This window comes from Luteimonas notoginsengisoli, from assembly GCF_042648885.1.
GTDB classification, from domain to species: Bacteria; Pseudomonadota; Gammaproteobacteria; order Xanthomonadales; family Xanthomonadaceae; genus Luteimonas; species Luteimonas notoginsengisoli.
In genome coordinates, this window is the sequence record NZ_JBHRYF010000008.1 from 117654 (window position 1) to 140396 (window position 22743).

General features: G+C 69.9%; 17 protein-coding genes and 1 riboswitch. Of the genes, 9 read left to right on the plus strand and 8 right to left on the minus strand.

Annotation, left to right across the window (positions count from 1 at the left end; genetic code table 11):
• Positions 1–186: 186 nt before the first annotated feature.
• The 3 genes from ACFOM9_RS08460 to bioD form a co-directional block, all read right to left on the minus strand.
• The gene (locus ACFOM9_RS08460; protein WP_386708928.1) at positions 187–3333 is read right to left on the minus strand and encodes a multidrug efflux RND transporter permease subunit; all 3147 of its coding nucleotides are present in this window, start codon (positions 3331–3333) and stop codon (positions 187–189) included.
• Positions 3334–3339: 6 nt separating this feature from the next.
• Positions 3340–4560: an efflux RND transporter periplasmic adaptor subunit gene (locus tag ACFOM9_RS08465; protein ID WP_386708931.1), complete on the minus strand. Its 1221-nt coding sequence runs from the start codon at positions 4558–4560 to the stop codon at positions 3340–3342.
• A gap of 115 nt (positions 4561–4675) precedes the next feature.
• Positions 4676–5365, minus strand: a complete 690-nt coding sequence (gene bioD / locus ACFOM9_RS08470) for a dethiobiotin synthase (RefSeq protein WP_386708934.1) — start codon at positions 5363–5365, stop codon at positions 4676–4678.
• 111 nt (positions 5366–5476) lie between these two features.
• On the opposite strand from bioD, the gene ACFOM9_RS08475 reads away from it, so the two are divergent.
• The 3 genes from ACFOM9_RS08475 (at position 5477) to btuB (ending at position 9074) form a co-directional block, all read left to right on the plus strand.
• Entirely contained in the window at positions 5477–5974 is a 498-nt protein-coding gene (locus ACFOM9_RS08475) for a GAF domain-containing protein (protein ID WP_386708937.1), read from the plus strand.
• A 117-nt stretch (positions 5975–6091) separates the two neighbouring features.
• On the plus strand, positions 6092–6460 hold the full coding sequence (locus tag ACFOM9_RS08480) for a TfoX/Sxy family protein (protein WP_386708940.1): 369 nt from the start codon (positions 6092–6094) through the stop codon (positions 6458–6460).
• Positions 6461–6710: 250 nt separating this feature from the next.
• Positions 6711–6965: riboswitch (cobalamin riboswitch) on the plus strand.
• Between the two features lie 234 nt (positions 6966–7199).
• On the plus strand, positions 7200–9074 hold the full coding sequence (gene btuB, locus ACFOM9_RS08485) for a TonB-dependent vitamin B12 receptor (protein ID WP_386708943.1): 1875 nt from the start codon (positions 7200–7202) through the stop codon (positions 9072–9074).
• A gap of 237 nt (positions 9075–9311) precedes the next feature.
• On the opposite strand, the gene dinB is transcribed toward btuB, so the two are convergent.
• The 4 genes from dinB to ACFOM9_RS08505 form a co-directional block, all read right to left on the minus strand.
• Positions 9312–10412, minus strand: coding sequence for a DNA polymerase IV (gene dinB / locus ACFOM9_RS08490; protein ID WP_386708946.1), 1101 nt, complete (start codon positions 10410–10412; stop codon positions 9312–9314).
• Between the two features lie 235 nt (positions 10413–10647).
• Entirely contained in the window at positions 10648–13347 is a 2700-nt protein-coding gene (locus ACFOM9_RS08495) for a bifunctional acetate--CoA ligase family protein/GNAT family N-acetyltransferase (protein WP_386708950.1), read from the minus strand.
• An 85-nt stretch (positions 13348–13432) separates the two neighbouring features.
• Entirely contained in the window at positions 13433–14185 is a 753-nt protein-coding gene (locus ACFOM9_RS08500; protein ID WP_386708953.1) for an anti-sigma factor family protein, read from the minus strand.
• Positions 14182–14691 (minus strand): sigma-70 family RNA polymerase sigma factor, encoded by a 510-nt coding sequence (locus tag ACFOM9_RS08505; RefSeq protein WP_386708956.1) that lies wholly within the window; start codon positions 14689–14691, stop codon positions 14182–14184. Before ACFOM9_RS08505 ends, ACFOM9_RS08500 begins: the two co-directional genes overlap by 4 nt.
• Before the next feature lie 252 nt (positions 14692–14943).
• Between ACFOM9_RS08505 and ACFOM9_RS08510 the strand changes: the two genes are divergently transcribed.
• The 5 genes from ACFOM9_RS08510 (at position 14944) to ACFOM9_RS08530 (ending at position 19080) form a co-directional block, all read left to right on the plus strand.
• The gene (locus ACFOM9_RS08510) at positions 14944–16065 is read left to right on the plus strand and encodes a catalase family peroxidase (RefSeq protein WP_386708959.1); all 1122 of its coding nucleotides are present in this window, start codon (positions 14944–14946) and stop codon (positions 16063–16065) included.
• Entirely contained in the window at positions 16062–16619 is a 558-nt protein-coding gene (locus tag ACFOM9_RS08515) for a cytochrome b (RefSeq protein ID WP_386708962.1), read from the plus strand. The genes ACFOM9_RS08510 and ACFOM9_RS08515 overlap by 4 nt, the downstream gene beginning before the upstream one ends.
• Before the next feature lie 110 nt (positions 16620–16729).
• Positions 16730–17317 (plus strand): NADPH-dependent FMN reductase, encoded by a 588-nt coding sequence (locus ACFOM9_RS08520; protein WP_386708965.1) that lies wholly within the window; start codon positions 16730–16732, stop codon positions 17315–17317.
• A gap of 142 nt (positions 17318–17459) precedes the next feature.
• Complete coding sequence (locus ACFOM9_RS08525) at positions 17460–17786, plus strand: helix-turn-helix domain-containing protein (RefSeq protein ID WP_386708968.1); 327 nt, start codon at positions 17460–17462, stop codon at positions 17784–17786.
• 16 nt (positions 17787–17802) lie between these two features.
• On the plus strand, positions 17803–19080 hold the full coding sequence (locus ACFOM9_RS08530; RefSeq protein ID WP_386708971.1) for a type II toxin-antitoxin system HipA family toxin: 1278 nt from the start codon (positions 17803–17805) through the stop codon (positions 19078–19080).
• Positions 19081–19261: 181 nt separating this feature from the next.
• Here the strand turns inward: ACFOM9_RS08530 and glmS are convergent, their stop codons facing one another.
• Positions 19262–21106 (minus strand): glutamine--fructose-6-phosphate transaminase (isomerizing), encoded by a 1845-nt coding sequence (glmS, locus tag ACFOM9_RS08535; protein ID WP_386708974.1) that lies wholly within the window; start codon positions 21104–21106, stop codon positions 19262–19264.
• A 340-nt stretch (positions 21107–21446) separates the two neighbouring features.
• On the opposite strand from glmS, the gene ACFOM9_RS08540 reads away from it, so the two are divergent.
• The gene (locus tag ACFOM9_RS08540) at positions 21447–22742 is read left to right on the plus strand and encodes an efflux RND transporter periplasmic adaptor subunit (RefSeq protein WP_386708977.1); all 1296 of its coding nucleotides are present in this window, start codon (positions 21447–21449) and stop codon (positions 22740–22742) included.
• The last annotated feature ends 1 nt before the right edge of the window (position 22743 follow it).

Consider the following 22743-nt stretch of genomic DNA (forward strand, 5'->3'; position numbering starts at 1 on the left):
AGGCCTTCGGGAGAAACAAGTAAGGCACTCCCACAGGCAGGCTGCAGGACATGCGCGCCGGCAGGTCGCGCCGATCCACCAGGTCGCAAGGGAGCGGCATCGAAGCGCCAGCCATGCGGACTCGCGCGCAGGACAAAGGAAAAAGGCCGCGTCTCCGCGGCCTTCCCCTGCATCCTGCGCTGCGCATTACTCGTGCGCGATCGCCGCCTTCCCTTCGGGCTGCTCGTCGAGCTTGTCGCCCAGCAGCCTGCGCACCACCACGTAAAACACCGGGATCAGCAGCAGCCCGAGGAAGGTGGCGAACAGCATGCCGCCGATCACGCCGGTACCGATCGCGTGGCGCGCATTGGCGCCCGCGCCGCTGGAGATGGCCATCGGCATCACGCCCATGATGAAGGCGAACGAGGTCATCAGGATCGGGCGGAAGCGCAGCTTGGCCGCCTCGATGACCGCTTCGCCCAGCGGCTTGCCGAGCTGGCGCTGCTCGATCGCGAACTCGATGATCAGGATCGCGTTCTTCGCCGCCAGGCCGATGACGGTGATCAGGCCGATCTTGAAGTAGATGTCGTTTGGCAGGCCGCGCATCAGCGACAGAGACACCGCGCCGAGCACGCCCAGCGGCACCACCAGCAGCACCGCCACCGGCACCGACCAGCTTTCGTACAGCGCCGCCAGGCACAGGAACACCACCAGAATCGACAGCACCATCAGCATGGTGGCCTGGTTGCCGGACAGGATTTCCTGATAGGACTGTCCGGTCCAGTCGTAGCCGAAGCCTTCGGGCAGGTCCTTCTCGACGATGCCCTGCATCGCGTTCATCGCTTCACCGGAGCTGTGGCCGGGCGCCTGGGAACCGACGATCTCCACCGCGGCGTAGCCGTTGTAGCGGCTCAGCGACGGCGGCGCCGTGGTCCAGTGGCTCTGCACCACGTTCGAGATCGGGATCATCCCGCCCCCGGTCCCATCGGCATCAACGCCCGGTGCCGGCGTGTAGAAGCGCGACAGCGATTCGGGGCCGGTGCGGTAGTCGCGATCGGCCTGCATCGTCACCCGCTTGACGCGACCGGCGTCGGTGAAGTCGTTGACGTAGACCGGCGCGAGCATCAGGCCGATGGCGTTGTAGATGTCGTTGACCGACAAGCCCATCGCCTGCGCCTGGGTGCGGTCGACGTCCAGCTTGAGCTGCGGCGCGTCGGCCAGCGTGTTCGGACGCACGGCGGTCAGCGCGGGATCCTGCGACGCCTTGCCCAGCAGCGTCCCCATCGCCTGCCCGAGCGCGGCGCGCCCGTTGCCGCCGCGATCCTGCAGGTACATGTCGAAGCCGCCGAACTGGCCGAGCCCGTTCACCGTCGGCAGGTTGATCACGAAGATCTGTGCGTCGCGGATGCCGAACAGCGCGCCGTTGGCCTGCTGGATGAACTCGGTCGCGGTGATGTCGCGATCGCTCCACGGCTTGAGCTTGATGAACGCCATGCCGACGTTCTCGCCCTGGCCGACGAAGCTGAAGCCCGCCACCTGCATCATGCCTTCGTAGCCGTCCATTTTCTCGAGGGTGCCGCGCACCTGCTCGAACACCCGCTGCGTGCGGTTGAGCGTGGCGCCCGGCGGCAGCTGGACGATCGCCAGCGCGTAGCCCTGGTCTTCCTCTGGCAGGAAGCTGCCCGGCATCCGCGTGAACAGGAATCCGCACAGCAGCGCCAGTCCGGCGAACACGATCATCCACCGCGGCGCGTGGCGCACCGCGCTGCTGACGTGGCCGACGTAGGTGCCTGACACCTTGTCATAGACCCGGTTGAAACCGCGGAAGATGAAGTTGCGCTTCTCGTGGTCGTCCGTGGGCTTGAGCATCGACGCGCACAGCGCCGGCGTGAAGCCCAGCGCGAGGAACGCCGAGAAGCCCATCGCCATCGCGATGGTGATCGCGAACTGCTTGTAGATCTCGCCGGCGCTGCCGGCCTGGAAGGCGCTGGGCACGAACACCGCCGCGAGCACCACGGTGATCGCGACCACCGCTCCGGTGATCTGGCCCATGGCCTTGATCGTGGCGTCCTTCGGCGACAGCCCCTCCTCGGTCATGATCCGCTCGACGTTCTCGATCACCACGATCGCGTCGTCGACCACGATGCCGATCGCCAGCACCATGCCGAACAGGCTGAGCTGGTTGATGGTGAAGCCGATCAGGTACATGCCCAGGAACGTGCCCATCAGCGCGACCGGGATCACCAGCGTCGGGATGATCGTGGCGCGCAGGTTCTGCAGGAAGATCAGCATCACCAGGAACACCAGCACGACGGCCTCGAACAGGGTCTTGACGACCTCCTCGATCGAGATCCGCACGAACGTGGAGCTGTCGTACGGCGAGAACCAGGTCACGCCCTGCGGGAAGCTCGACTCCAGCTCCGCCATCCGGTCCTTCACCGCCCCGGCCACGCCCAGGGCATTGGCGCCGGGCGCCAGCTGCACCGCGAAACCGGCCGCGGGCGACCCGCTCCACTTCAGGTCGAAGCCGTAGGCCGACGCGCCCTTCTCGACCCGCGCGACGTCCTTCAGCCGCACCGTGGTGCCATCGGCATCGGCGCGCAGGATGATGTTGCCGAACTGCTCCGCGGTGCTGAAACGCCCCTCGGCCGAGACCGTTGCGGTGAACGCCTGGCCTTCGGGGGAAGGCTCGGCGCCAACCGAGCCGGCGGCGAACTGCACGTTCTGCCCGCGCACCGCGGCCAGCACCTGGCTGGCAGACAGGCCATAGCCGCGCAGCTTGTCGGGGTTGAGCCAGATGTTCATCGCGTATTCGCCGCCGAACAGCTGGGTGCTGCCGACGCCGGGCGTGCGCGCGATCTGGTCGAGCACGCGCGCCGCGATCAGGTCGGCCAGCGCGTCCTTGTCGTAGGCGGGGTTGCTCGACCGCAGCGCCACCACCATCAGGAAGCCGGGGTTGGCCTTGGCCACCACCACGCCCTGCTGCACCACTTCGGACGGCAGCCGCGGGGTCGCGAGCGCCACCTTGTTCTGCACCTGCACCTGGGCGATGTCGGGGTCGGTGCCGGGCTTGAAGGTCAGCGTGATCGAGGCGCCGCCGCTGGAGCTCGACGACGAGCTGAAATAGTCGAGGTTGTCGATCCCGGTCATCTGCTGCTCGATGACCTGGGTGACCGCGCCCTCGGTGGTCTCCGCGCTGGCGCCCGGATAGCTCGCCGAGACGGTGACCTGCGGCGGGGCGATGTTCGGATACGACTCGATGCCAAGGCCATTGATCGCGAGCACGCCGCCAAGCGCGATCAGGATCGCGATAACCCAGGCGAAGACCGGATGGTTGATGAAGAAACGTGACATGGGCGGTCAGTCCTTGCCGGCCGCGTCGCCACCCTGCTTGTCTTTCGCAGGCTGGCCCCCGGCGGGTTGCGCGCTGGCAGGCGCACCTGCCGCGGCGGGCTGCGCACCCGGCGGCTGCCACGGCGCTGCTTTGGCGGGCTGGCCCGGCTGGGCACGCTGCACGCCGGAGACGATGACCTGCTCGCCGCCCGCCAGGCCGTCGGTGACGATCCAGTCGCTGCCCTGCGCGCGTTCGGCCTTCACGTCCTTGCGCGCGACCTTGCCGTCCTGGCCGACGACGAGGACGTAGGCGCCCTTGGCATCGCGCTGCACCGCGACCTGCGGAATCAGGAACGCGTCCGGCACTTGGCCCAGGGTGATGCCGAACGAGACGAACGTGCCCGGCAGCAGTTGCTTGTCCGGATTCGGCAGCCGCGCCCGCAGCGAGACCGAACCGGTTTCCGGATCGACGATGTCGCCGGAGAAGTCCAGTTCGCCCGCATGCCCGTAGACCGTGCCGTCGGGCAACTGCACCTGCACCTGCGGGGCTTGGCCGCTCGACTGCAAACCGCGGGCCTGGGCCAGTTCGGACACGCTCATCGAGAAGTTCACGTACAGCGGGTCGATCTGGTCGACGGTGGTCAGCAGGGTCGCGGTGCCCTGGCCGACCAGCGCGCCTTCGGTCACCTGCTGCTTGCCGGCGCGACCGTCGATCGGCGCCCGCACGGTGGCGTAGCCGAGGTTGATCTGCGCGGCGTCCACCGCCGCCCTCGCGGCCTGGATCGACGCCGCGGAGCTGCGCTCGGTGGCCAGCGCGTTGTCGTAATCGGACTTCGAAATGAATTTCTGCGGCAGCAGCTGCCGGGCGCGGTCGGCGTTCGCCTTGGCGTTGGCATAGCTGGCCTGGGCCTGCGCAAGCGAGGCCTGGGCCTGGCCGAGCGCGGCGCGCAGCGGCGCCGGATCGATCAGGAACAGCACCTCGCCCTTGCGTACGTCGCTGCCTTCCTCGTACACCCGCTTCTGCACCACGCCGGGCACCCGAGCGCGCACGTCGGCGCTGCGGAACGGCGCCAGCCGGCCGACCATTTCCTGGCGCAGCGGAACGTTGCTCTTCTTGGCGACGATCACGCCGACTTCCGGCGGCGGCATGGCGCCGCCGGCACCGGGCGCGGCTTCGTCGCCCTTTCCGCAGGCGGACAGCAGGAGGATCGCGCCGGCAACTGCCAGCGTACGGATGGACATCGTCATGGGTGGGGGCTCCGGGGCGAGGCGTGCCGACAGAATGGCCGCCGTTGCGGCAATTCCTATACCCGTCAGTCTAGCATCCGGCTTTTCCGCTCCAACGTGCCGGAAGTCAGGATTTTCAGCCGCCCATCAGCCCGGTTGTGCACAACTCGTGTGCCATCGTTGCGGGATCGGGCCTATCGCTCCAGCGCAGGCGCCCGAGGCAGGGCGCCGGCAGTCGCTGGCACAGTGCCTCGAAGTTCTCGTCGCGGCGCGCCATGTGCGGGTCCACTTCGGTGGCGATCCAGCCCGCCAGCCGGACGCCATCGTCGATGATCGCGCGCACGCTGAGTCGCGTATGGTTGAGGCAGCCCAGCCGCATTCCCACTACAAGCACCACCGGCACCTTTAGCGCACGGACCAGGTCGACCTGGTCCAGCGTTGCGGTCAGCGGCGCCAGCCAGCCCCCCACGCCTTCGACCAGCACGAAATCCGACTGCGCCGCCAGCCGCGCGTGCGCCGCAAGGATCGGTTCCATGCCGACGATGACGCCCGCGTCGCGCGCCGCGAACTCCGGGGCCAGCGGCAGCGGCAGCGCGAACGGATTGACGTCGTCGTAGTCGGGGCGCGGCATGCTGGCGGCCTGCAGCGCCAGCGCATCGTCGTTGCGCCAGCGGCCATCGGCGTCGCGCGTGCAGCCGCTGGCCAGGGGCTTCATGCCGACCGCGCGCAGTCCGCTCGCGCGCAGTGCATGCAGCAGCGCGGCGCTGGCGGTGGTCTTGCCGGCGTCGGTGTCGGTGCCGGTGACGAATACCCCGCGCGCGCTCACGCGTCCGCGTCCCGCGCCCGCTGCATCGCCGCTGCGCCAGCGCGCGGGAACCATGCCGCCCCCGCGTCGCGTGGCCGCGAGGGAAATGCCGCCACTGCTAGACTGCGGGCCATGTTCACGACCTCCAGTTTAAACGGCGACAAGCCGGAACAGTACGCGCAGCTCGCCCAGCAGGCGCAGGCCCTGATGGCGGGCGAGCACGACCGGATCGCCAATGCCGCGAACCTGTCGGCGCTCGTCTACCACGCCCTGCCGCGACTCAACTGGGTCGGCTTCTATTTCTTCGACGGCAGGGAACTGGTCGTCGGACCGTTCCAGGGCCTGCCGGCGTGCATTCGCATCCCGCTCGACAAGGGCGTCTGCGGCGCGGCCGCGCGCAGCGGCGAAACCCAGCGCGTCGCCGACGTCGACGCCTTCGATGGCCATGTCGCCTGCGATTCCGCCTCGCGCTCGGAGCTGGTCGTGCCCTTGTTCCGGCCGGGCCCGGACGGCAAGGACGTCCTGTTGGGCGTATTCGACCTCGACAGTCCGGATCTGGACCGCTTCGACGTTATCGATCAGAGGGGGATCGAAGACATCGCACGGATCTTCGTGCGTTCACTGGGGTAGGGAATCGATGAAGCTGCGCATGATCGGGCGGGACACCGCCACACCCACGCGGCATGGCCATGAACTTCCATGCAGGTCGAACCGGCGCGCCATCGCCCTGCGCGCGGGCGCCGGCACGTGAGCGCGCCACCGCTGAAGATGCGCAACATCGGCCCGAAGAGCGCGGCGTGGCTGCGCCAGGTGGGCCTGCGCACGGCCGAGGACCTCGCCGCCGCGGGGCCGGTGGAAGCCTTCATGCGCGTCAAGCGCGCGGGCTTCAAGCCGAGCCTCAACCTGCTGTATTCGCTGGAAGGGGCGCTGTGCGACTGCCACTGGCAGGAAGTGCCCGACGCTCGCCGCACGCAGCTGGTCGAACAGGCCGAAGCCGCCATCGCCGAGCTGCCACCCCCGCGCAACCGCCCCGCCGCCGCGCCGGTGACCACGACGATGATGCAGACCGACGACGCCATGCCGTCGCCGAAGCTGTTCGACGATGTGGACGACTGACAGCGAAGCACGTAACGCCGCTCGAGTAGGAGCGGCTTCAGCCGCGAGCTTTTTGCTCCTCCCCCTGCGACGGCAGGGGGAGGCTGGGAGGGGGTGCCCACGATGCGCGCTGATCCAAAAGACACCCCTCCCCAACCCTCCCCTGCCGTCGCAGGGAAGGGAGCAAGAGCTCGCGGCTTCCGCCGCTCCTGCAATTTGCAGGACTGGCCCTGTAGAGGCATGCCGAGCCGAACCGCATCGCCATGGCGTACAATCGCCCCCGCTTCGCGGTGACCCGGCGGCACTACGCCAACGGGTTGAAACGGGAAGCCGGTGAAGTCCGCCGCGCGCCGCACACGCATCGCGCCACGACCATTCCGGCACTGCCCCCGCAACGGTAAGCGAGTCGTGCCAACGCATCCGCCACTGTCCAGGCCCGCATCGGGCCGCACGGGAAGGCGCCGCGGCCGGAGTCGAACGACCCCAACTCGCCAGTCCGGAGACCGGCCACGGAGCAAGGGGTCCATCGACCCTGTCCGATTGTGATGCGGAGGGCATCGCGGCGGCGATGCCGACGCGTGCCCCACGCCCGACCCCGCAGCCGAACGTCCTTCTCCCGCAACGCGGATGCGAGTGCTTCGCCAGCTCCGCCTGCACGCCGTTGCAGCTGCGCTCGCAGGCCTCGCAAGGGCCCGCGCATCCCGCGCGTGCTTCCACCCTGTTTCGCGTGCGTGGGTGCGCGCGAATGGAGAAGCGTTCCATGCAGTCCAGAAACCTCGCGCTGGTGATCGCCGGCATCCTGTCCCTCCCGGCGTTCGCGCATGCCGAAGCGGCCACCGACCTCGACGAGGTCGTGGTGACCGCCACCCGCACGCAGGTGGCGCTGGCCGACAGCCTGTTCCCGGCCCAGGTCATCGACCACGACGAGATCGTGCGCAGCCAGGCGCGCAGCCTCACCGACCTGCTGCGCGGCCGCGCCGGCATCGACATCGGCAACCAGGGCGGCTTGGGCAAGAACAGCACCGTGTTCATGCGCGGCACCGAATCGGACCAGGTGCTGGTGCTGATCGACGGCGTGCGCGTGGGTTCGGTCACCGCCGGACTCACCGCCTTCCAGGACCTTCCGGTCGACCAGATCGATCGCATCGAAATCGTGCGCGGACCGCGCTCGAGCCTGTACGGCTCGGAGGCGATCGGTGGCGTGATCCAGATCTTTACCCGCCGCGACGAGGGCGCCTTCGCGCCGCGACTGCGCGTGGGCACGGGCAGCCATGGACTGCGCGAAGCCAGCGGCGGCATCGGCGGCGGCAGCGAGCGCGGCTGGTTCGGGGCCGACGTCGCGTACCAGCGCACCGACGGCATCAATGCCTGCCGCGGGTCGGCCAGCTTGTTCCAGGGCTGCTTCGTCGACGAACCCGACCGCGACGGCTATCGCAACAGCTCTGCCAACCTGCGCGGCGGCGTACGCGTCTCCGATTCGCTGGAGCTGCAGGCCAACGCGCTTCGCGCGCAGTCGCGCAACGAGTTCGACGGCGGCCCGTACGGCGGCAACGTCGCCGAGAACGTGCAGCAGGTGCTGGGCGCGAAGCTCGCCTGGTCCCCGACCGCGCGCATCGACGTCACCGCGCAGCTGGGTCGCAACGACGACCGATCGGAGAACTTCTTCGATGACGAAAGCGGCAGCCTCCGCGTCGGCAACTTCGACACCAGCCGCAGGACCGCTTCGCTGCAGGCGGATTTTGGGCTTGCCGTGGGCCAGCTGCTCAGCGCCGGCGCCGACTGGCAGCGCGACGCGGTCGAAAGCGACACCGCGTTCGACGTCACCCGCCGCGACAACACCGGTGTCTTCGTCGAATACCAGGGCCAGTTCGGTAGCCATCGGCTGCAGGCCGGCGTGCGCAACGACGACAACGAGCAGTTTGGCAGCCACACCACCGGCAGCCTCGGCTGGGGCATGGCCTTCGCGGACAACTACCGCGTCACCGCCAACTACGCCACCGGTTTCAAGGCGCCGACCTTCAACGACCTGTATTACCCGTTCTTCGGAAAGCCGGACCTGCGTCCCGAGGAATCGAGGGGATACAACATCGGCGTCGCCCAGTACGCACAGCGCTACAGCTGGACGGTCAACGCCTACGAAACGCGCATCGACGACCTGATCTCGTACGACTCGTCGATCTTCCTGCCCAACAACATCGACCAGGCCCGCATCCGCGGCATCGAACTGACGTTCGACACCACCGTGGGCGAGTGGGACCTCTCCACCCAGCTCAGCCACGCCGACCCGCGCAACCACACGCCCGACCGCGGGGGCTCGAGCAACGCCAACCGCGGCAACGTACTGGCGCGGCGCGCGCGCAACACGGGCCGCATCGATGTCGACCGCGCGTTCGGCGCGTTCGCGTTCGGCGCCAGCGTGAAGGGCGCGAGCCATCGCTACGACGATGCGGCCAACACAGTTCGCCTGGGGGGCTATGCAACGCTCGACCTGCGCGTCTCGTATGCCTTCGATCCGGACTGGACGCTGGAGGCGCGCGTGGACAACGCCTTTGACCGCGGTTACGAAACGATCGCGTGGTACAACCAGCCGGGCCGCGAATATGGCCTGAGTTTGCGCTGGGCGCCCGCGCGCTGAGTCATCGCCGCTCACCGCTCTCGTGGGAGCGGTTTCAGCCGCGAGCTTTCCCCAGCCACTACTGCGCCGAAGTCCTGGGGCGCGGCAGGATTGCCAACCCGCCTTTCTCCCGCGCGTTCGCGGGTCGGCGCGAAGAGCTCGCGGCTGGAGCCGCTCCTACGAAATCAACGTCATCATCCCTGCGCAGGCGGGCGCAGCAGCCTGCCCTGCGGGAAGTACTCGTGGCTCCCGCCGCTCCTACAAAGTCCGCACGGGCGCGACAGCGGTGGATCGGTCGTCCTCGAACAGGCTGCCCTGGCTCTCCATGTCTCCGCTCTCACGGAAGCCCGACACGCCGACGCCGACCAGACGGTAGCGCGTCACCGCCGGCAGGTCGACGCGGCTGCGCAGCGACAGCGCGATGGCGGTCAGCTCTTCCAGCGAGGCCGGCGGCGATTCCGGGGTGAAGCTGCGGGTCAGGATCCGGAACTGCGCGGTCTTGAGCTTGAGTACCACGGTGCGGCCGATGCGCTGCGTCTTGCGCGTGGCCAGCCAGGTCTTCTCGGCGAGGCGGCGGATGTCGGCCTCGAATTCGTACAGCAGCAGGTCGTGCTCGAACGTATCCTCGGCCGAGATCGACTGCACCGGCTGGTCCGGTTCGACCGGGCGCTCGTCGATGCCGCGGGCGCGCAGGTGCAGCCGCCTGCCGAAGCTGCCGAACCGCAGCTGCAGCTCTTCGGCCGGAAACCTGCGCAGGTCGCCCACGGTGGCGATGCCGAGGTCGGCCAGCTTCTTCTCCATCACCTTGCCGACGCCGTGGATCTTCGCCACCGGCAGCGGGGTGAGGAAGGCTTCGATCTGCGAGGGGCGGATGACGAACAGGCCATCGGGCTTGTTCCAGTCCGACGCGATCTTGGCCAGGAACTTGTTGGGCGCCACGCCCGCCGACGCGGTGAGCGCGGTCTCGTCCCGGATCTGTGCGCGGATCGCCTGCGCCGTGGCGGTGGCGCTCGGGGATGCGATCTTCGGCTCGGTGACGTCGAGGTAGGCCTCGTCCAGCGACAGCGGCTCGACCAGGTCGGTGTGGCGCAGGAAGATCTCGCGCACCTGACGCGACACCGCCTTGTAGCGCACGAAATCCGGTGGTACGAACACCGCGTCCGGACACAGGCGCTCGGCCCGCACCGCCGGCATCGCCGAGCGCACCCCGTACACCCGCGCCTCGTAGCTCGCCGCGCACACCACCGAGCGCGCGCCGCGCCAGGCCACCACTACCGGCCGCCCGCGCAGCGATGGATCGTCGCGCTGCTCGACCGACGCGTAGAACGCGTCCATGTCGACGTGGAGGATCTTGCGCATGCGCCGATTATCCCGCAGCTGCGTGCGGACCGCGCTTGTAGGAGTGGCTTCGGCTGCGAGCTCCTGCGCCCTTCCCTGTGAAGGCAGGGAGGGCTGGGGAGGGGTGCCGTCAGGATCATCGCGAACCGCAGACACCCCCTACCAGCCTCCCCCTGCCTTCGCAGCGGGCGGGGCAACAGCTCACGGCTGAAGTCGCACCCACAAGATCCGGGCGTGCGCTGCGCGCAGCGTCGAGCTAAACGCGATCGCCCACCGGCAACGCCACCAGCATCAGCGTCGCGTCCTCCGGGTCGGCCGTCACGGTGAATCCCAGGTGCCGGCACATCGACAGCATCGTGCTGTTCTCGCGCAGCACCTGGCCCTCGATGACGTTAAGGCCGAGCCAGTGCGCGACCTCGATCATCGCTTCCATCAGGCGCCAGCCGATGCCGGCGCCCTTGAGATCGGAGCGCACCATGATCCCGTATTCGCCGCGGTCGAAATTGGCGTCGGCCAGCAGGCGCACCGCGCCGAGCATTTCCCCGCTCGCCGCGTCGATGGCCACCAGCGCCATCGAGCGCGCGTAGTCGAGCTGGACCAGCCGGGCGATGAAGTCGTGGCTGAAGTCGCGCACCGCGCGGAAGAAGCGCAGCCGCAGGTCCTCCGCGCTCACCCGGGTGAAGAAGGCGCGGAACATCGCGTCGTCCTCGGGCCGCACCGGGCGCACGAAGGCTTCGCGTCCGTCGGCCAGCGTGATGCTGCGCTCCCACTCCTTCGGATACGGCAGGATCGCGAAGCGCGGATGGCCACGGCCGCGGTGCAGCCGCCGCGGGGGCGCCACCGAGACGCGCGCGTCCAGCGCCACCACGCCGTCGGCGTCGACCAGCAGCGGATTGATGTCCAGCTCCCGCACCGCGGGGATGTCGGCCGCCAGCTGCGCCAACTTGACCAGCACCAGCGCCAGCGCGTCCTCGTCCGCGGCCGGCATGTCCCGATAGGCCTTCAGCACACGCGACACCCGCGTGCGGCCGATGAGCTCCCTGGCCAGGCGCAGGTCCAGCGGCGGCAGCGCCAGCGCCTTGTCGTCGATCACCTCCACCGCGGTGCCGCCGCGGCCGAACACGATCACCGGACCGAACGTGTCGTCGTCGGCGATGCCGGCGATCACTTCGCGCGCCTTGGGCCGCAGCGCCATCGGCTGCACCAGGACGCCGTCGATGCGCGCATCGGGCCTGCGCGCACGCGCGCGACCGACGATGTCGTCGAACGCCGCGCGCACGGCGTCGCCGCTGGCCAGGTTCAGGCGCACGCCGCCGACGTCGGACTTGTGCGCGATGTCGGACGACAGCAGCTTCACCGCCACCGTGCCGCCGGCCTGGAGCAGCGGCATTGCAATGCTCGCGGCCTGCTCCGCATCGCGTGCCGGCAGCGATGGCGCGAAGGCGATGCCGTACGCGGCCAGCAGTCGCGCCACCGCTTCGGGTTCCAGCCAGCGTTGGCCGCCGGCGAGCGCCTCGGCCACCACCGCGTGCGCGGCTTCGCTGTCGACGACGAAATCCTGCGGCAGGCTCGGCGGCGTCTCCATCAGCGCCTGCTGCGCTTCACGATGGCGGACGAGATACATGAAGCCGCGCACCGCCTCGGCCTCGGTGGCGTAGGTCGGCACGCCGGCATCGTTGAGCGTCGCCGCGGCCTGGGCGTCGGCGCCGACCCACACCGCCAGCGTCGGCTTGCGCGCGCCGTTCGCCTTGCCTGCTTCGATCGCGCCGACCACCGCGCGCGCGGTGTCCTGCGGCTGCGACAGCGCGGTGGGCACGTGCATCGCCAGCACCGCGTCGACGTCGCGGTCGGCGAGCAGGGCCTGCATGCCGCCGCCGTAGCGCGCGCCGTCGGCGTCGCCGAGCATGTCCACCGGATTGGCACGCGACCATCCGCGCGGAAACGCGGCGTCCAGTGCGTCGAGCGTGGGCGCCGACAGCGTCGCCGGGACGCCGCCGAGGTCCACCAGCCGGTCCAGCGCCAGCATCCCGGTGCCCGCGCCGTTGGTCAGCACCGCCAGCCGCTTGCCCGGCACGCTGCCCAGGTGCGAAAGCGTTTCGGCCGCGGCGAACAGTTCGTCCAGCGCGTTGACGCGCAGCAGCCCGGCGCGGCGAAACGCGGCGTCGTAGGCGGCGTCGGGCGTGGCCAGGCGCGCGATGTGGGTTTGCGCATCCGGCGGCGCGCGGACGTGGCGACCGGGCTTGACCACCACCACAGGCTTGCCGCGCGCCGCCGCGCGCGCGGCCGAGAGGAACTTGCGCGCATCGCGCACGTGTTCGAGGTACAGCAGGATCGCGCGGGTGTGCCGGTCGACCGCGAAATGGTCGAGCAGGTCGGCGAAGTCGACGTCGATCGCGTCGCCCAGCGACACCACCGCCGAGAACCCGATCCCGCGCGGCCGCGCCCACTCCAGCACGCCGGCCGCTACCGCCCCGGACTGCGACACCAGCGCCAGGTCTCCGGCCAGCGGCCGGTGCGCGGCGAAGCTGGCGAACAGGTTCGCGTGCGGCGCGATCACCCCCAGGCAGTTGGGGCCGACGATGCGCAGTCCGCGCGTCCGCGCGACCGCTTCGAGCGCCGCGTTGTACGAACCGGCGCCCACGCCCATCCCGCGGGTCAGCACGATCGCCGCCCGCGCGCCGTTGTCGGCGGCCGACGCCGCCACCGCCGCCACGTCCTGCGGCGGGGCCGCGATCACCACCAGTTCCGGCGCGAATCCCAGCGCATCGAGCCGCGGCGCGGCCGCCATGCCGTCGATCTCGCGATAGCGAGGATTGACCAGCCCCACGGGTCCGGCGAATCCGCCATCGCGTAGTTGCCGCAGCACCAGCCGACCGAGCGAGCGCTCGCGCGGACTGGCGCCGACCACCGCCACGGAGGCCGGCGCAAACACGGACTGGAGCGCGTAGGTGCTCATCGATTTCCGGGCGCCGAAGGAGCCGCGACCTTAGCACCCCGCACCGGACGATCCGGCGAGACTTGCCCGCCTGCCACACCACCGATCACACCGCGGGCGGGATCGCCTGCTGCACTTCCAGCGTGCGCGGGTCGTCGGCGCGCCCGACCACCGCGAAACCGTAGCCGTTGCGATACCAGTAGCGCAGCGCCAGGCCGTCGTCGCGGCGGGTGCCGCGCGCGTCGACGAAGCGCGAGCTCGGGCGGACGTAGAAACTGATTCGCCGGCCCGCGTCGTCCTGGTACATCAGCATCGCCGCGGCGCCGTCGGGCGTGGCGAGCATGCGTCCGCCAAGCAGGGAGAAGCCGAACGGTTGCAGGTCCGGCAGAGACATGGGACGCCCGAGGCGCGCGGACAGCCAGGCCTGCAGCTCCGGCCCGCGGCTGGCGTCCATTTCGACCGGCCGCATGCGGTCGGTGGCGAAGATGCGATAGGCCGTGAGCGCGTCGTCCATCGGCGGCGCGGCGGCCGCCACCCGCGCCGACTTCGCCTGCCAGCCGCCCACGCCGCCCAGGCCGATCGCGAGCACCAGCGAGGCGCACAGCGCGAGCCGGCGCCGCGTCCGCGCGCGGCGCGTGCGCCGGATCGCTATGGGATCCAGGCGCGCCGGCGGCGGCAGCGACAGACCACCGGCGAGCGCCGCGCGCAGGCCGGCCGCGTCGCGCTGCCACTGCGCCACGCGTGCGGCCAGCGCCGGCTGCGCGGCCAGGCAGGCGTCCACCTCGCGCCGCCGGGCTTCGTCCAGCTGGCCGTCCACGTAGGCCTGCAGCGTGTCGTCGTCGGGCATCCGGGTGTTCATCCGATCCTCCGCAGCCGGGCGCCGCCCGGTTCGTCGCCGGTCAGCTTGCGATAGGCCGCGCGCGCGCGCGACAGCCGCGACATCACCGTGCCGACCGGCACGCCCAGCGCGTGCGCGGCGTCCTGGTAGGGCAGGCCTTCCACCACGACCAGCAGCAATACCGCGCGATGGTCGGTGGCCAGCGCGTCGAAGGCCTGCAGCGACGAGCGCGCCACGAAGGTGTCCTCCGCCGACGGCGCCGCGCCCGGTTCGGCGCCGAAGGCCGCCAGCACGCGACGCCAGCGGCCCGCGCGCCGGCGCTGGTCGAGGAACTGCCGATGCAGGATCGAGAACAGCCACGCCTTCAGGCTGGCGTCGCCGCGGCGGGTGGACCAACGCGACAGCGCGCGTTCCAGGCTCGCCTGCACCAGGTCGTCGGCCTCCGCCGCATCGCGCGACAGCCACAGCGCGAAACGCCGCAGTGAAGGCAGCAGCGTGCGCAGTTCGTCGTCGTCGATCGGGTTCATGTATTCGGGCTCGTTGTTTCGCTGGCAGGAGGAAGACGTGGGGCGAACAGATTTATTCCCGGCTTGCAATCCGCGGCCCCGGTCGCTCCGGGACCCGCACTACGCGGCAGGCGGGCCAGGCCGTTGGTTTCGGGTTTGCGGGGTTCCTCGCGCGTCGGAACGACATCACGAACTGCCGCCATCGTCGTCGGCCTGGGAATAAGTCCTTCGCCCGAGCGTCCCACTGCCATCGAACGCCAAGCTGGAGCCACGATGCCCGCTTCCACCCGCACCCCGCAATTGTTGCGCCGGCTGCGCCGCCGGCGTCTTCGGCTGATCGCACGCTTTGGCGCGATCGCGCTGGCCGTCGGCGTCCCCGCGCTGGCGTTCGCCTGGACCGCCGGCTGGCTGGCGCCTGCGCGCCTGTCGGGCGCCGACGTCGCCGACGTGCTCGAGCGCCACAACGGCGAGCATCCGGGATTCCGGCGCGCGCACGAAAAGGGCGCGTGCGTCGTCGGCCATTTCGACAGCAACGGCCGCGGCCAGGCGCTGTCGCAGGCTGCGGTGTTCGCGCCCGGACGCACGCCGGTGTTCGGCCGCTTCGCGCTGGCCGTGGGCTCGCCGCACGCGCCCGACGGCGTGCCGGCGCCGCGCAGCCTCGCGCTGGATTTCAGCGCCGCCGACGGCAGCACCTGGCGCACGGCGATGAACAGCGTGCCCCTGTTCCCGGTGGGCAACGTGCGCGATTTCGTGGCGCTGCAGCGCGCGACCACGCCCGACCCGGCCACCGGCAAACCGGATCCGGACAAGGTCGCCGCCTTCCTGGCCGCGCATCCGGAAACACACGCGTTCAATGCGCTGACGGCGTCGCGGCCGATCCCGTCGAGCTTCACCAACGCCGGCTACCACTCGATCAACGCGTTCCGCTTCATCGACGCCCGCGGCACGGTCCGCGCGGTGCGCTGGTCGCTGCTGCCTGAAGCCGCGTTCACCCCCCTCGACCGCAGTCGCTTCGAGGCGCTCAACGCGCGCGAACCCGACTTCCTGTTCAACGACCTGTTCGCGCGCCTGCGCCGGGAACCGCAGCGCTGGCAACTGGTGGTCACGCTGGCCGCCGACGGCGACCGCACCGACAACGCCACCGTGCAGTGGCCCGCGAGCCGCGAACGCATCGACGTCGGCACCCTGGTGATCGAGCGCGCGCTGCCCGAGCCTGACGGCCCCTGCCGCGACGTGACCTTCGACCCGCTGGTTTTGCCCCCGGGCATCGCCGCCTCCGACGATCCGCTGCTGAGCGCGCGCTCGGCGGTGTACGCCGCGTCGCTGCGGAGGCGCTCGGGCGAAGGGCCGCGCCCGGGCGCGCCTGCCATCTCCCCGACGGAGCCAGGGCGATGAGCAGGCCCACGCTTCGATTCCACCCCAGTGCACGCTTGCTCCACTGGCTGATGGCGCCGCTGGTGCTTGCGATGCTGTTCATCGGCATCGGCATGCTGTCCACCACTTCATCCGCGTACGCGCTGCTGCTGGCGATCCACAAGCCGCTGGGGGCGACGATCCTCGCGCTGGTGCTGGTGCGCATCGTCGTGCGCCTGCGCCATCGAGCGCCGCCGCTTCCCGCCGACCTGCCCCGGGTACAACGAAGCGCCGCCACCGCCTCGCACTGGCTGCTGTACGCACTGATGCTGCTGATGCCGCTCAGCGGCTGGGCGATGCTGTCGGCCGCGGGCTATCCGGTCGTCCTGTTCACCGGAATCCAGCTGCGGCCGATCGCGCCGCATGACGCGGCTTTGTTCGCCTGGCTGCGCGGCGCGCACCACTGGCTCGCGCTGCTGCTGTTCGCCACGTTCCTGCTGCACCTGGCCGCGGCGCTGTTCCATGGCCTGGTCCGCCGCGACGGCGTGCTGGCGAGCATGGCGCCGTGGCTCCGTCGCCGTCGCCGTCGTGATTGAGCCGGACGCCAGATCCGCTCGGCCACGGACGGCCCGCAGCGTGCGCGATGGTGCCAAGATCGCGTCGAACCACGCTTGGCGCGTGGCCACTCGCCTGCGGAGCATCGCTCATGGCAAACATCGTCGGACTGTGCGGGAGCCTGCGCCGTGGCTCGTTCAACGCGGCGCTGTTGCGCGCGGCCGCGGCGCTGGCCCCGGACGGCAGCCGCATCGACGCGCACACGCTGCACGGCGTGCCGCTCTACGACGGTGACGTGGAAGCGGCCGAGGGCATCCTCCCGGTGGTGGCCACGATGAAGGACGCGGTGGCGGCGGCCGACGGCCTGCTGCTGGTGACGCCCGAATACAACAACGGCATCCCCGGCGTGTTCAAGAACGCGATCGACTGGATGTCGCGCCCAGGTTCGGACATCGCCCGGGTGTTCGGCGGCAAGCCGGTGACGGTCATCGGCGCTTCACCCGGCAGCTTTGGCACCCAGCTGGCGCAGAACGCCTGGCTGCCGGTGCTGCGCACGCTCGGCACGGCGCCGTGGTGCGAGGGTCGGCTGATGGTGGCGCGCGCGGGCCAAGTGTTCGACGACGAGGGCCGCATCGTCGACGCCGGCATCGAGGGGCGCCTGCGAGACTTCGTTGCACGGTTCTGCGCGCATGTCGATGACGCGGGCATGCGTCCCGGCGGCAGGGAATCCAAGCGGTAGCGGTGGATTCATACCGGTTGTGCTCGCATCGAGTATAATCGGCGTGTTTCCGCCGGAATTGAGTGAATAGTTGATCAATCACAACTGGTATCATTCCACCGGAATATCTACCCGTCTGCATTTTCAGGCGCATATCGACCGGATGAATACCATCGAGTCCCACATCGACGCACTGCAAGCCCGACTGGGAGACCAGCTTCGCCGCCTGCGCCTGGCGCGCGATCTCGACCAGCTGACGCTCGCCGACAAGGCCGGCGTTTCCGAGAAAGCCCTGCGCAACCTGGAGGCGGGACGCGGGTCCAGCCTGTCAACCCTGCTGCAGGTGCTGCGCGCGCTCGACCGCCTCGACTGGCTGGACACCCTGTCGCCGGTCGCCTCGGTCAGCCCGATGGCGCTGCTGCGCCAGCGCCCGGAGCGCGAACGTCGCCGCGTCGGCCGCCCGCGGCGCAAGGCCGCGGCGGCGAAGTAGGCGCGGACGCCCGACCGTGGACACCCCGGTCATCGAGGTCCGTCTCTGGGACCAGCGGATCGGCGCCGTCGCGGCCGATCCGAAGGCCGGCTGCTACGCGTTCGAGTACGACCCGGCCTGGCGCCGCCAGGGCATCGAGCTCGCCCCGCTGACCATGCCCACCGCCGCGACCGACCCCGTGTTCCTGTTCCCCGCCCTGCCGCGCAACAGCTTCCACGGCCTGCCCGGCCTGCTCGCCGACGCGCTGCCCGACGCCTTCGGCAACGCCCTGATCGACGCCTGGATGGCGCGCCATGGCGTGGCGCCGACCGCGATCACCGCACTCGACCGCCTCGCCTACATGGGCAAGCGCGGCATGGGCGCGCTGGAGTTCCGGCCGGCGCGCGGCTCGCACAGCGAAAGCGCCGAACCGCTGCAGATGAAATCGCTGGTCGAAGCCGCGCGCCAGGTGCTGCACGGCGACCTGTCCGACGACGCCCACGCGCAGGCCGCGCTGGCCAACATCATCCGCGTCGGCACCTCGGCCGGCGGCGCGCGCGCCAAGGCGGTGGTGGCCTGGAACCCGACCACGGGGGAGCTGCGCAGCGGCCAGTTCGACGCCGCGCCAGGATTCGAACACTGGCTGCTCAAGTTCGACGGCGTCGGCAAGGACATGGAACTGGGTACCGGCGCCGACTACAGCCGGATCGAGTACGCCTACCACCTGATGGCGCGCGCGGCCGGCATCGCCATGGAGCCGTGCCGGCTGCTGGAGGAAAACGGCCGCGCCCATTTCATGACCCGCCGCTTCGACCGCAACGGCAGCGCCAGGCACCACGTGCAGTCGCTGTGCGCGATCCAGCACCTGGACTACAACCAGCGCGCGACCCACGCCTACGAGCAGCTGTTTCTCGTCGCGCAACAGCTCGAACTCGGCGACGCCGCGCTCACCGAACTCTTCCGCCGCATGGCCTTCAACGTCATGGCCCGCAACTGCGACGACCACACCAAGAACCATGCCTTCCTGCTGCGCGAAGGCGGCCGCTGGGAACTGGCACCGGCCTATGACGTCACCCACGCCTACAACCCCGAAGGCGAGTGGACCTACCAGCACCTGATGGCCGTCAACGGCAAGTTCGACGCCATCACCCGCGATGACCTGATGGCGGTGGCCAAACGCTTCGGCGTGGTCGGCGCGCGCGATGCGCTGGCGCGGGTGCGCGAGACCGTCGGGCAATGGCTGGAGTTTGCCGACAAGGCGGGGCTGCCGGAATCCGAGGCCAGCGCCGTGGCAAAAGACCACCAGCCGGTCTGAACCGGCTGACCGTCCTTCGATCTCCAACGCCAGGCGGAACCCGCGACCGCATTTCGCCCGATCCCTGCGGCGACCACCGCACCGTCTCCGACTCCATCGCAGCGATGCGGCCTGCGGAAGAAGGTGGCGGCGACGCTGCTGGTGGCAGCGGCAACCGCCGGCCGGCCCTCGACAGCGGCTGCTATTCCACCGTCACCGATTTCGCCAGGTTCCGCGGCTTGTCCACGTCCGTCCCGCGCGCCAGTGCGGCGTGGTACGCGAGCAGCTGCACCGGGATGGTGTGCACGATCGGGCTGAGCACGCCGACGTGGCGCGGGGTGCGGATGACATGCACGCCTTCGGACTCGCTGAAGTTGCTGTCGGCGTCGGTGAATACGAACAGTTCGCCGCCGCGCGCGCGGACTTCCTGCATGTTGGACTTCACCTTCTCCAGCAGGTTGTCGTTCGGCGCGATCACCACCACCGGCATGTCGACGTCCACCAGCGCGAGCGGCCCGTGCTTCAGTTCGCCGGCCGGGTATGCCTCGGCATGGATGTATGAGATTTCCTTGAGCTTCAACGCCCCTTCCAGCGCGATGGGGTAGTGCACGCCGCGACCGAGGAACAGCGCGTGCTGTTTCGGCGCGAAGCGCTCGGCCCAGGCGGCGATCTGCGGCTCCAGGTTCAGCGCGTGCTGCACGCTGCCGGGCAGGTGCCGCAGGGCCTCGATGAACTCCGCTTCCTTCCCGTCCGTCAGCTTGCCGCGCAGCTTGGCCAGCGTGGCGGCCAGGGTGAACAGGGCCACCAGCTGGGTGGTGAAGGCCTTGGTCGAAGCGACCCCGATCTCGGCGCCGGCGCGGGTGTAGAGCACCAGCCGGCTGGCGCGCGGGATCGCGCTTTCGGGCACGTTGCAGATCGACAGGGTCTTGTCGTGCCCCAGTGACCTGGCGTACTTCAGCGCCTCCATCGTGTCGAGCGTTTCACCCGACTGCGAAATGGTCACCACCAGGTGCTTCGGGTTGGCCACCGCGGTGCGGTAGCGGTACTCGCTGGCGATCTCGACGCTGCACGGCAGGCCCGTGATCGCCTCGATCCAGTAGCGCGCGGTGGAACCGGCGTAATAACTGGTGCCGCAGGCGAGGATCTGCACGCCCTCGACATCCTCCAGCACGGCCTGCGCATCCTTGCCGAACAGCTCCGGGCCGAATGCGTTGGCGTCCATCACGGCCTCGATGGTGTCGGCGATCGCGCGCGGCTGCTCGTGGATCTCCTTCTGCATGAAGTGGCGGTACGGACCGAGCTCCAGCGAAGCGAGCGAGACGTCGGACACGTGCACTTCGCGCTCGACGCTCGCGCCGGTGTCGTCGAACACCCGCACGCCCGCGCGCTTGACCTCGGCGGTGTCGCCTTCCTCCAGGAAGATCACGCGGCGCGTGGCCTGGATGATCGCCGACACGTCGGAGGCGATGAAGTTCTCGCCCTCGCCCAGGCCGATCAGCAACGGGCAGCCCATCCGCGCGCACACCATGCGCTCGGGTTCGGCGCGGCTGACCACCGCCAGCGCATAGGCGCCGTGCAGGTCCTTGACCGCGCGCTGCAGGGCCGCGAGCAGATCGTTGCCCTGCTGCAGGTAGTGATGGATGAGGTGGGCGATGACCTCGGTATCGGTCTGCGATTCGAATGCGTAGCCCAGCGCCTGCAGGCGCGCGCGCTGCTGCTCGTGGTTTTCGATGATGCCGTTGTGCACCAGCGCCACGCCGTGGCTGACGTGTGGATGCGCGTTGGACTCGGTGACCCCGCCGTGGGTGGCCCAGCGGGTGTGGCCGATGCCGAGGTCGGCGCGGAAGCCCTCGGCGCCTGCGGCCGCTTCCATCTCGGCGACGCGGCCGGTACGGCGCACGCGGCGGATGTCGCGGCGATCGCCTTGCGCATCATCGACCACGGCAATGCCGGCCGAATCGTAACCGCGGTATTCGAGGCGCTTGAGGCCTTCGATGAGGACGGGAACCACATCGCGATCCGCGATCGCGCCGACGATGCCGCACATGGATGGGGGAACTCCTTCAGGAAGGGATCGATTGTAAGCGTTGGCCGGCGCGCGCCAGGAGTTGGCGCACTTGCGTGGGAGCCGTCATTCGCCGTGGAAGCACCCACCGTTGCGATGGCCTTTCGGCAAAGGCATCGCGCCCATGCAGGCGCCCCACGGGACGACCCACGGCGGTGCGCCCTGCACGTGAGAACGCAAGGACGGTGTCCGTGCGGACACCCCGGTGTCCGGCCGGACACTCGGTACTGGCCATAATACTTAATAAAATCAATATGTTATGATTGGCATGCGAATTGCGGATTGCAACCCCATGAAGCCTTCCAACATCCAAGACCTACGCATGGACAACCGACCCCGCATCCGCGACACCTCCGGCCAGGACCACGTGGTGTCTGCGGCGAGCCCTGCCCGGCGCCATCGCAAGGGCCTGATCATCGGCGGTGTCGCCGGGGCGGCGGTGCTGGCGCTGGCGACGTGGGTCGCCATCGGCTGGTCGTCGGGCGGGAGTTCCTTCGACGCCAGCCGCCTGCGGATCGCGCAGGTCACCCGCGGCGACCTGGTGCGCGACCTCTCGGCCGACGGCCGCGTGATCGCGGCCAACAGCCCAACCCTGTACGCCATCGCTGCGGGCACGGTCGCACTGAAGGTCGTCGCCGGCGACGTGGTCAAGAAGGACCAGCCGCTGGCGGTGATCGACAGTCCGGAACTGCGCAGCAAGCTGGTGCAGGAAGAATCCACGCTCGCGAGCATGGAGGCCGAGGCCAGCCGCGCGGTGCTCGACGCGCAGATCGCTCGCGCCGCGGCGCGCAAGGTGGTGCAGCAGGCGGAGATCAGCCGCACCGCCGCGCAGCGCGACCTGGAGCGTTACCAGCGCGCGTTCGAAGGCGGCGCGGTCTCGCAGAACGAACTGGCCAAGGCGCAGGACGACTTGAAGAAGGCCGAGATCGAACTCGACAGCGCCAAGCGCGACAACGCCCTGCAGGGCGAAGGCGCCGGCCTCGACGCGCGCAACAAGCGCCTGCTCGCCGACCGCCAGAAGGCGGTGGTGTCCGAGGCGCAGCGCCAGGTCGAGGCATTGACCATCCGCGCGCCGTTCGACGGCCAGGTCGGCCAGGTGCAGGTGCCGCAGGGCACCAGCGTGGTCGCCAACGGACCGGTGCTCAGCGTCGTCGACCTGGCCCGGTTCGAAGTCGAGATCAAGGTACCGGAAAGCTTCGCCCGCGACCTGGGCATCGGCATACCGGCGCAGATCACCAGCAACGGCAAGGTCTACAAGGCCGAGCTGTCGGCGGTGTCGCCCGAAGTGGTCAACGGCGAGGTCAACGCCCGCCTGCGCTTCGCCGACGGCCAGCAGCCGCCCGGCCTGCGCCAGAACCAGCGGCTGTCGGCGCGCATCGTGCTCGACACCCGCAAGAACGTGCTCATGGTCGAGCGCGGCCCGTTCCTGGAACAGGACGGCGGCAGCGCCGCCTGGGTGGTCGAGGACGGCAGCGCCACGCGCCGCCCGATCCAGGCCGGCGCCAGCAGCCTGGGCAACGTGGAAATCGTGTCCGGCCTGGAGGAAGGCGATCGCATCGTCGTCTCCGGCACGGACCAGTTCGGCAACGCGGACCGTGTCCGCATCAATGGAGAGTGAT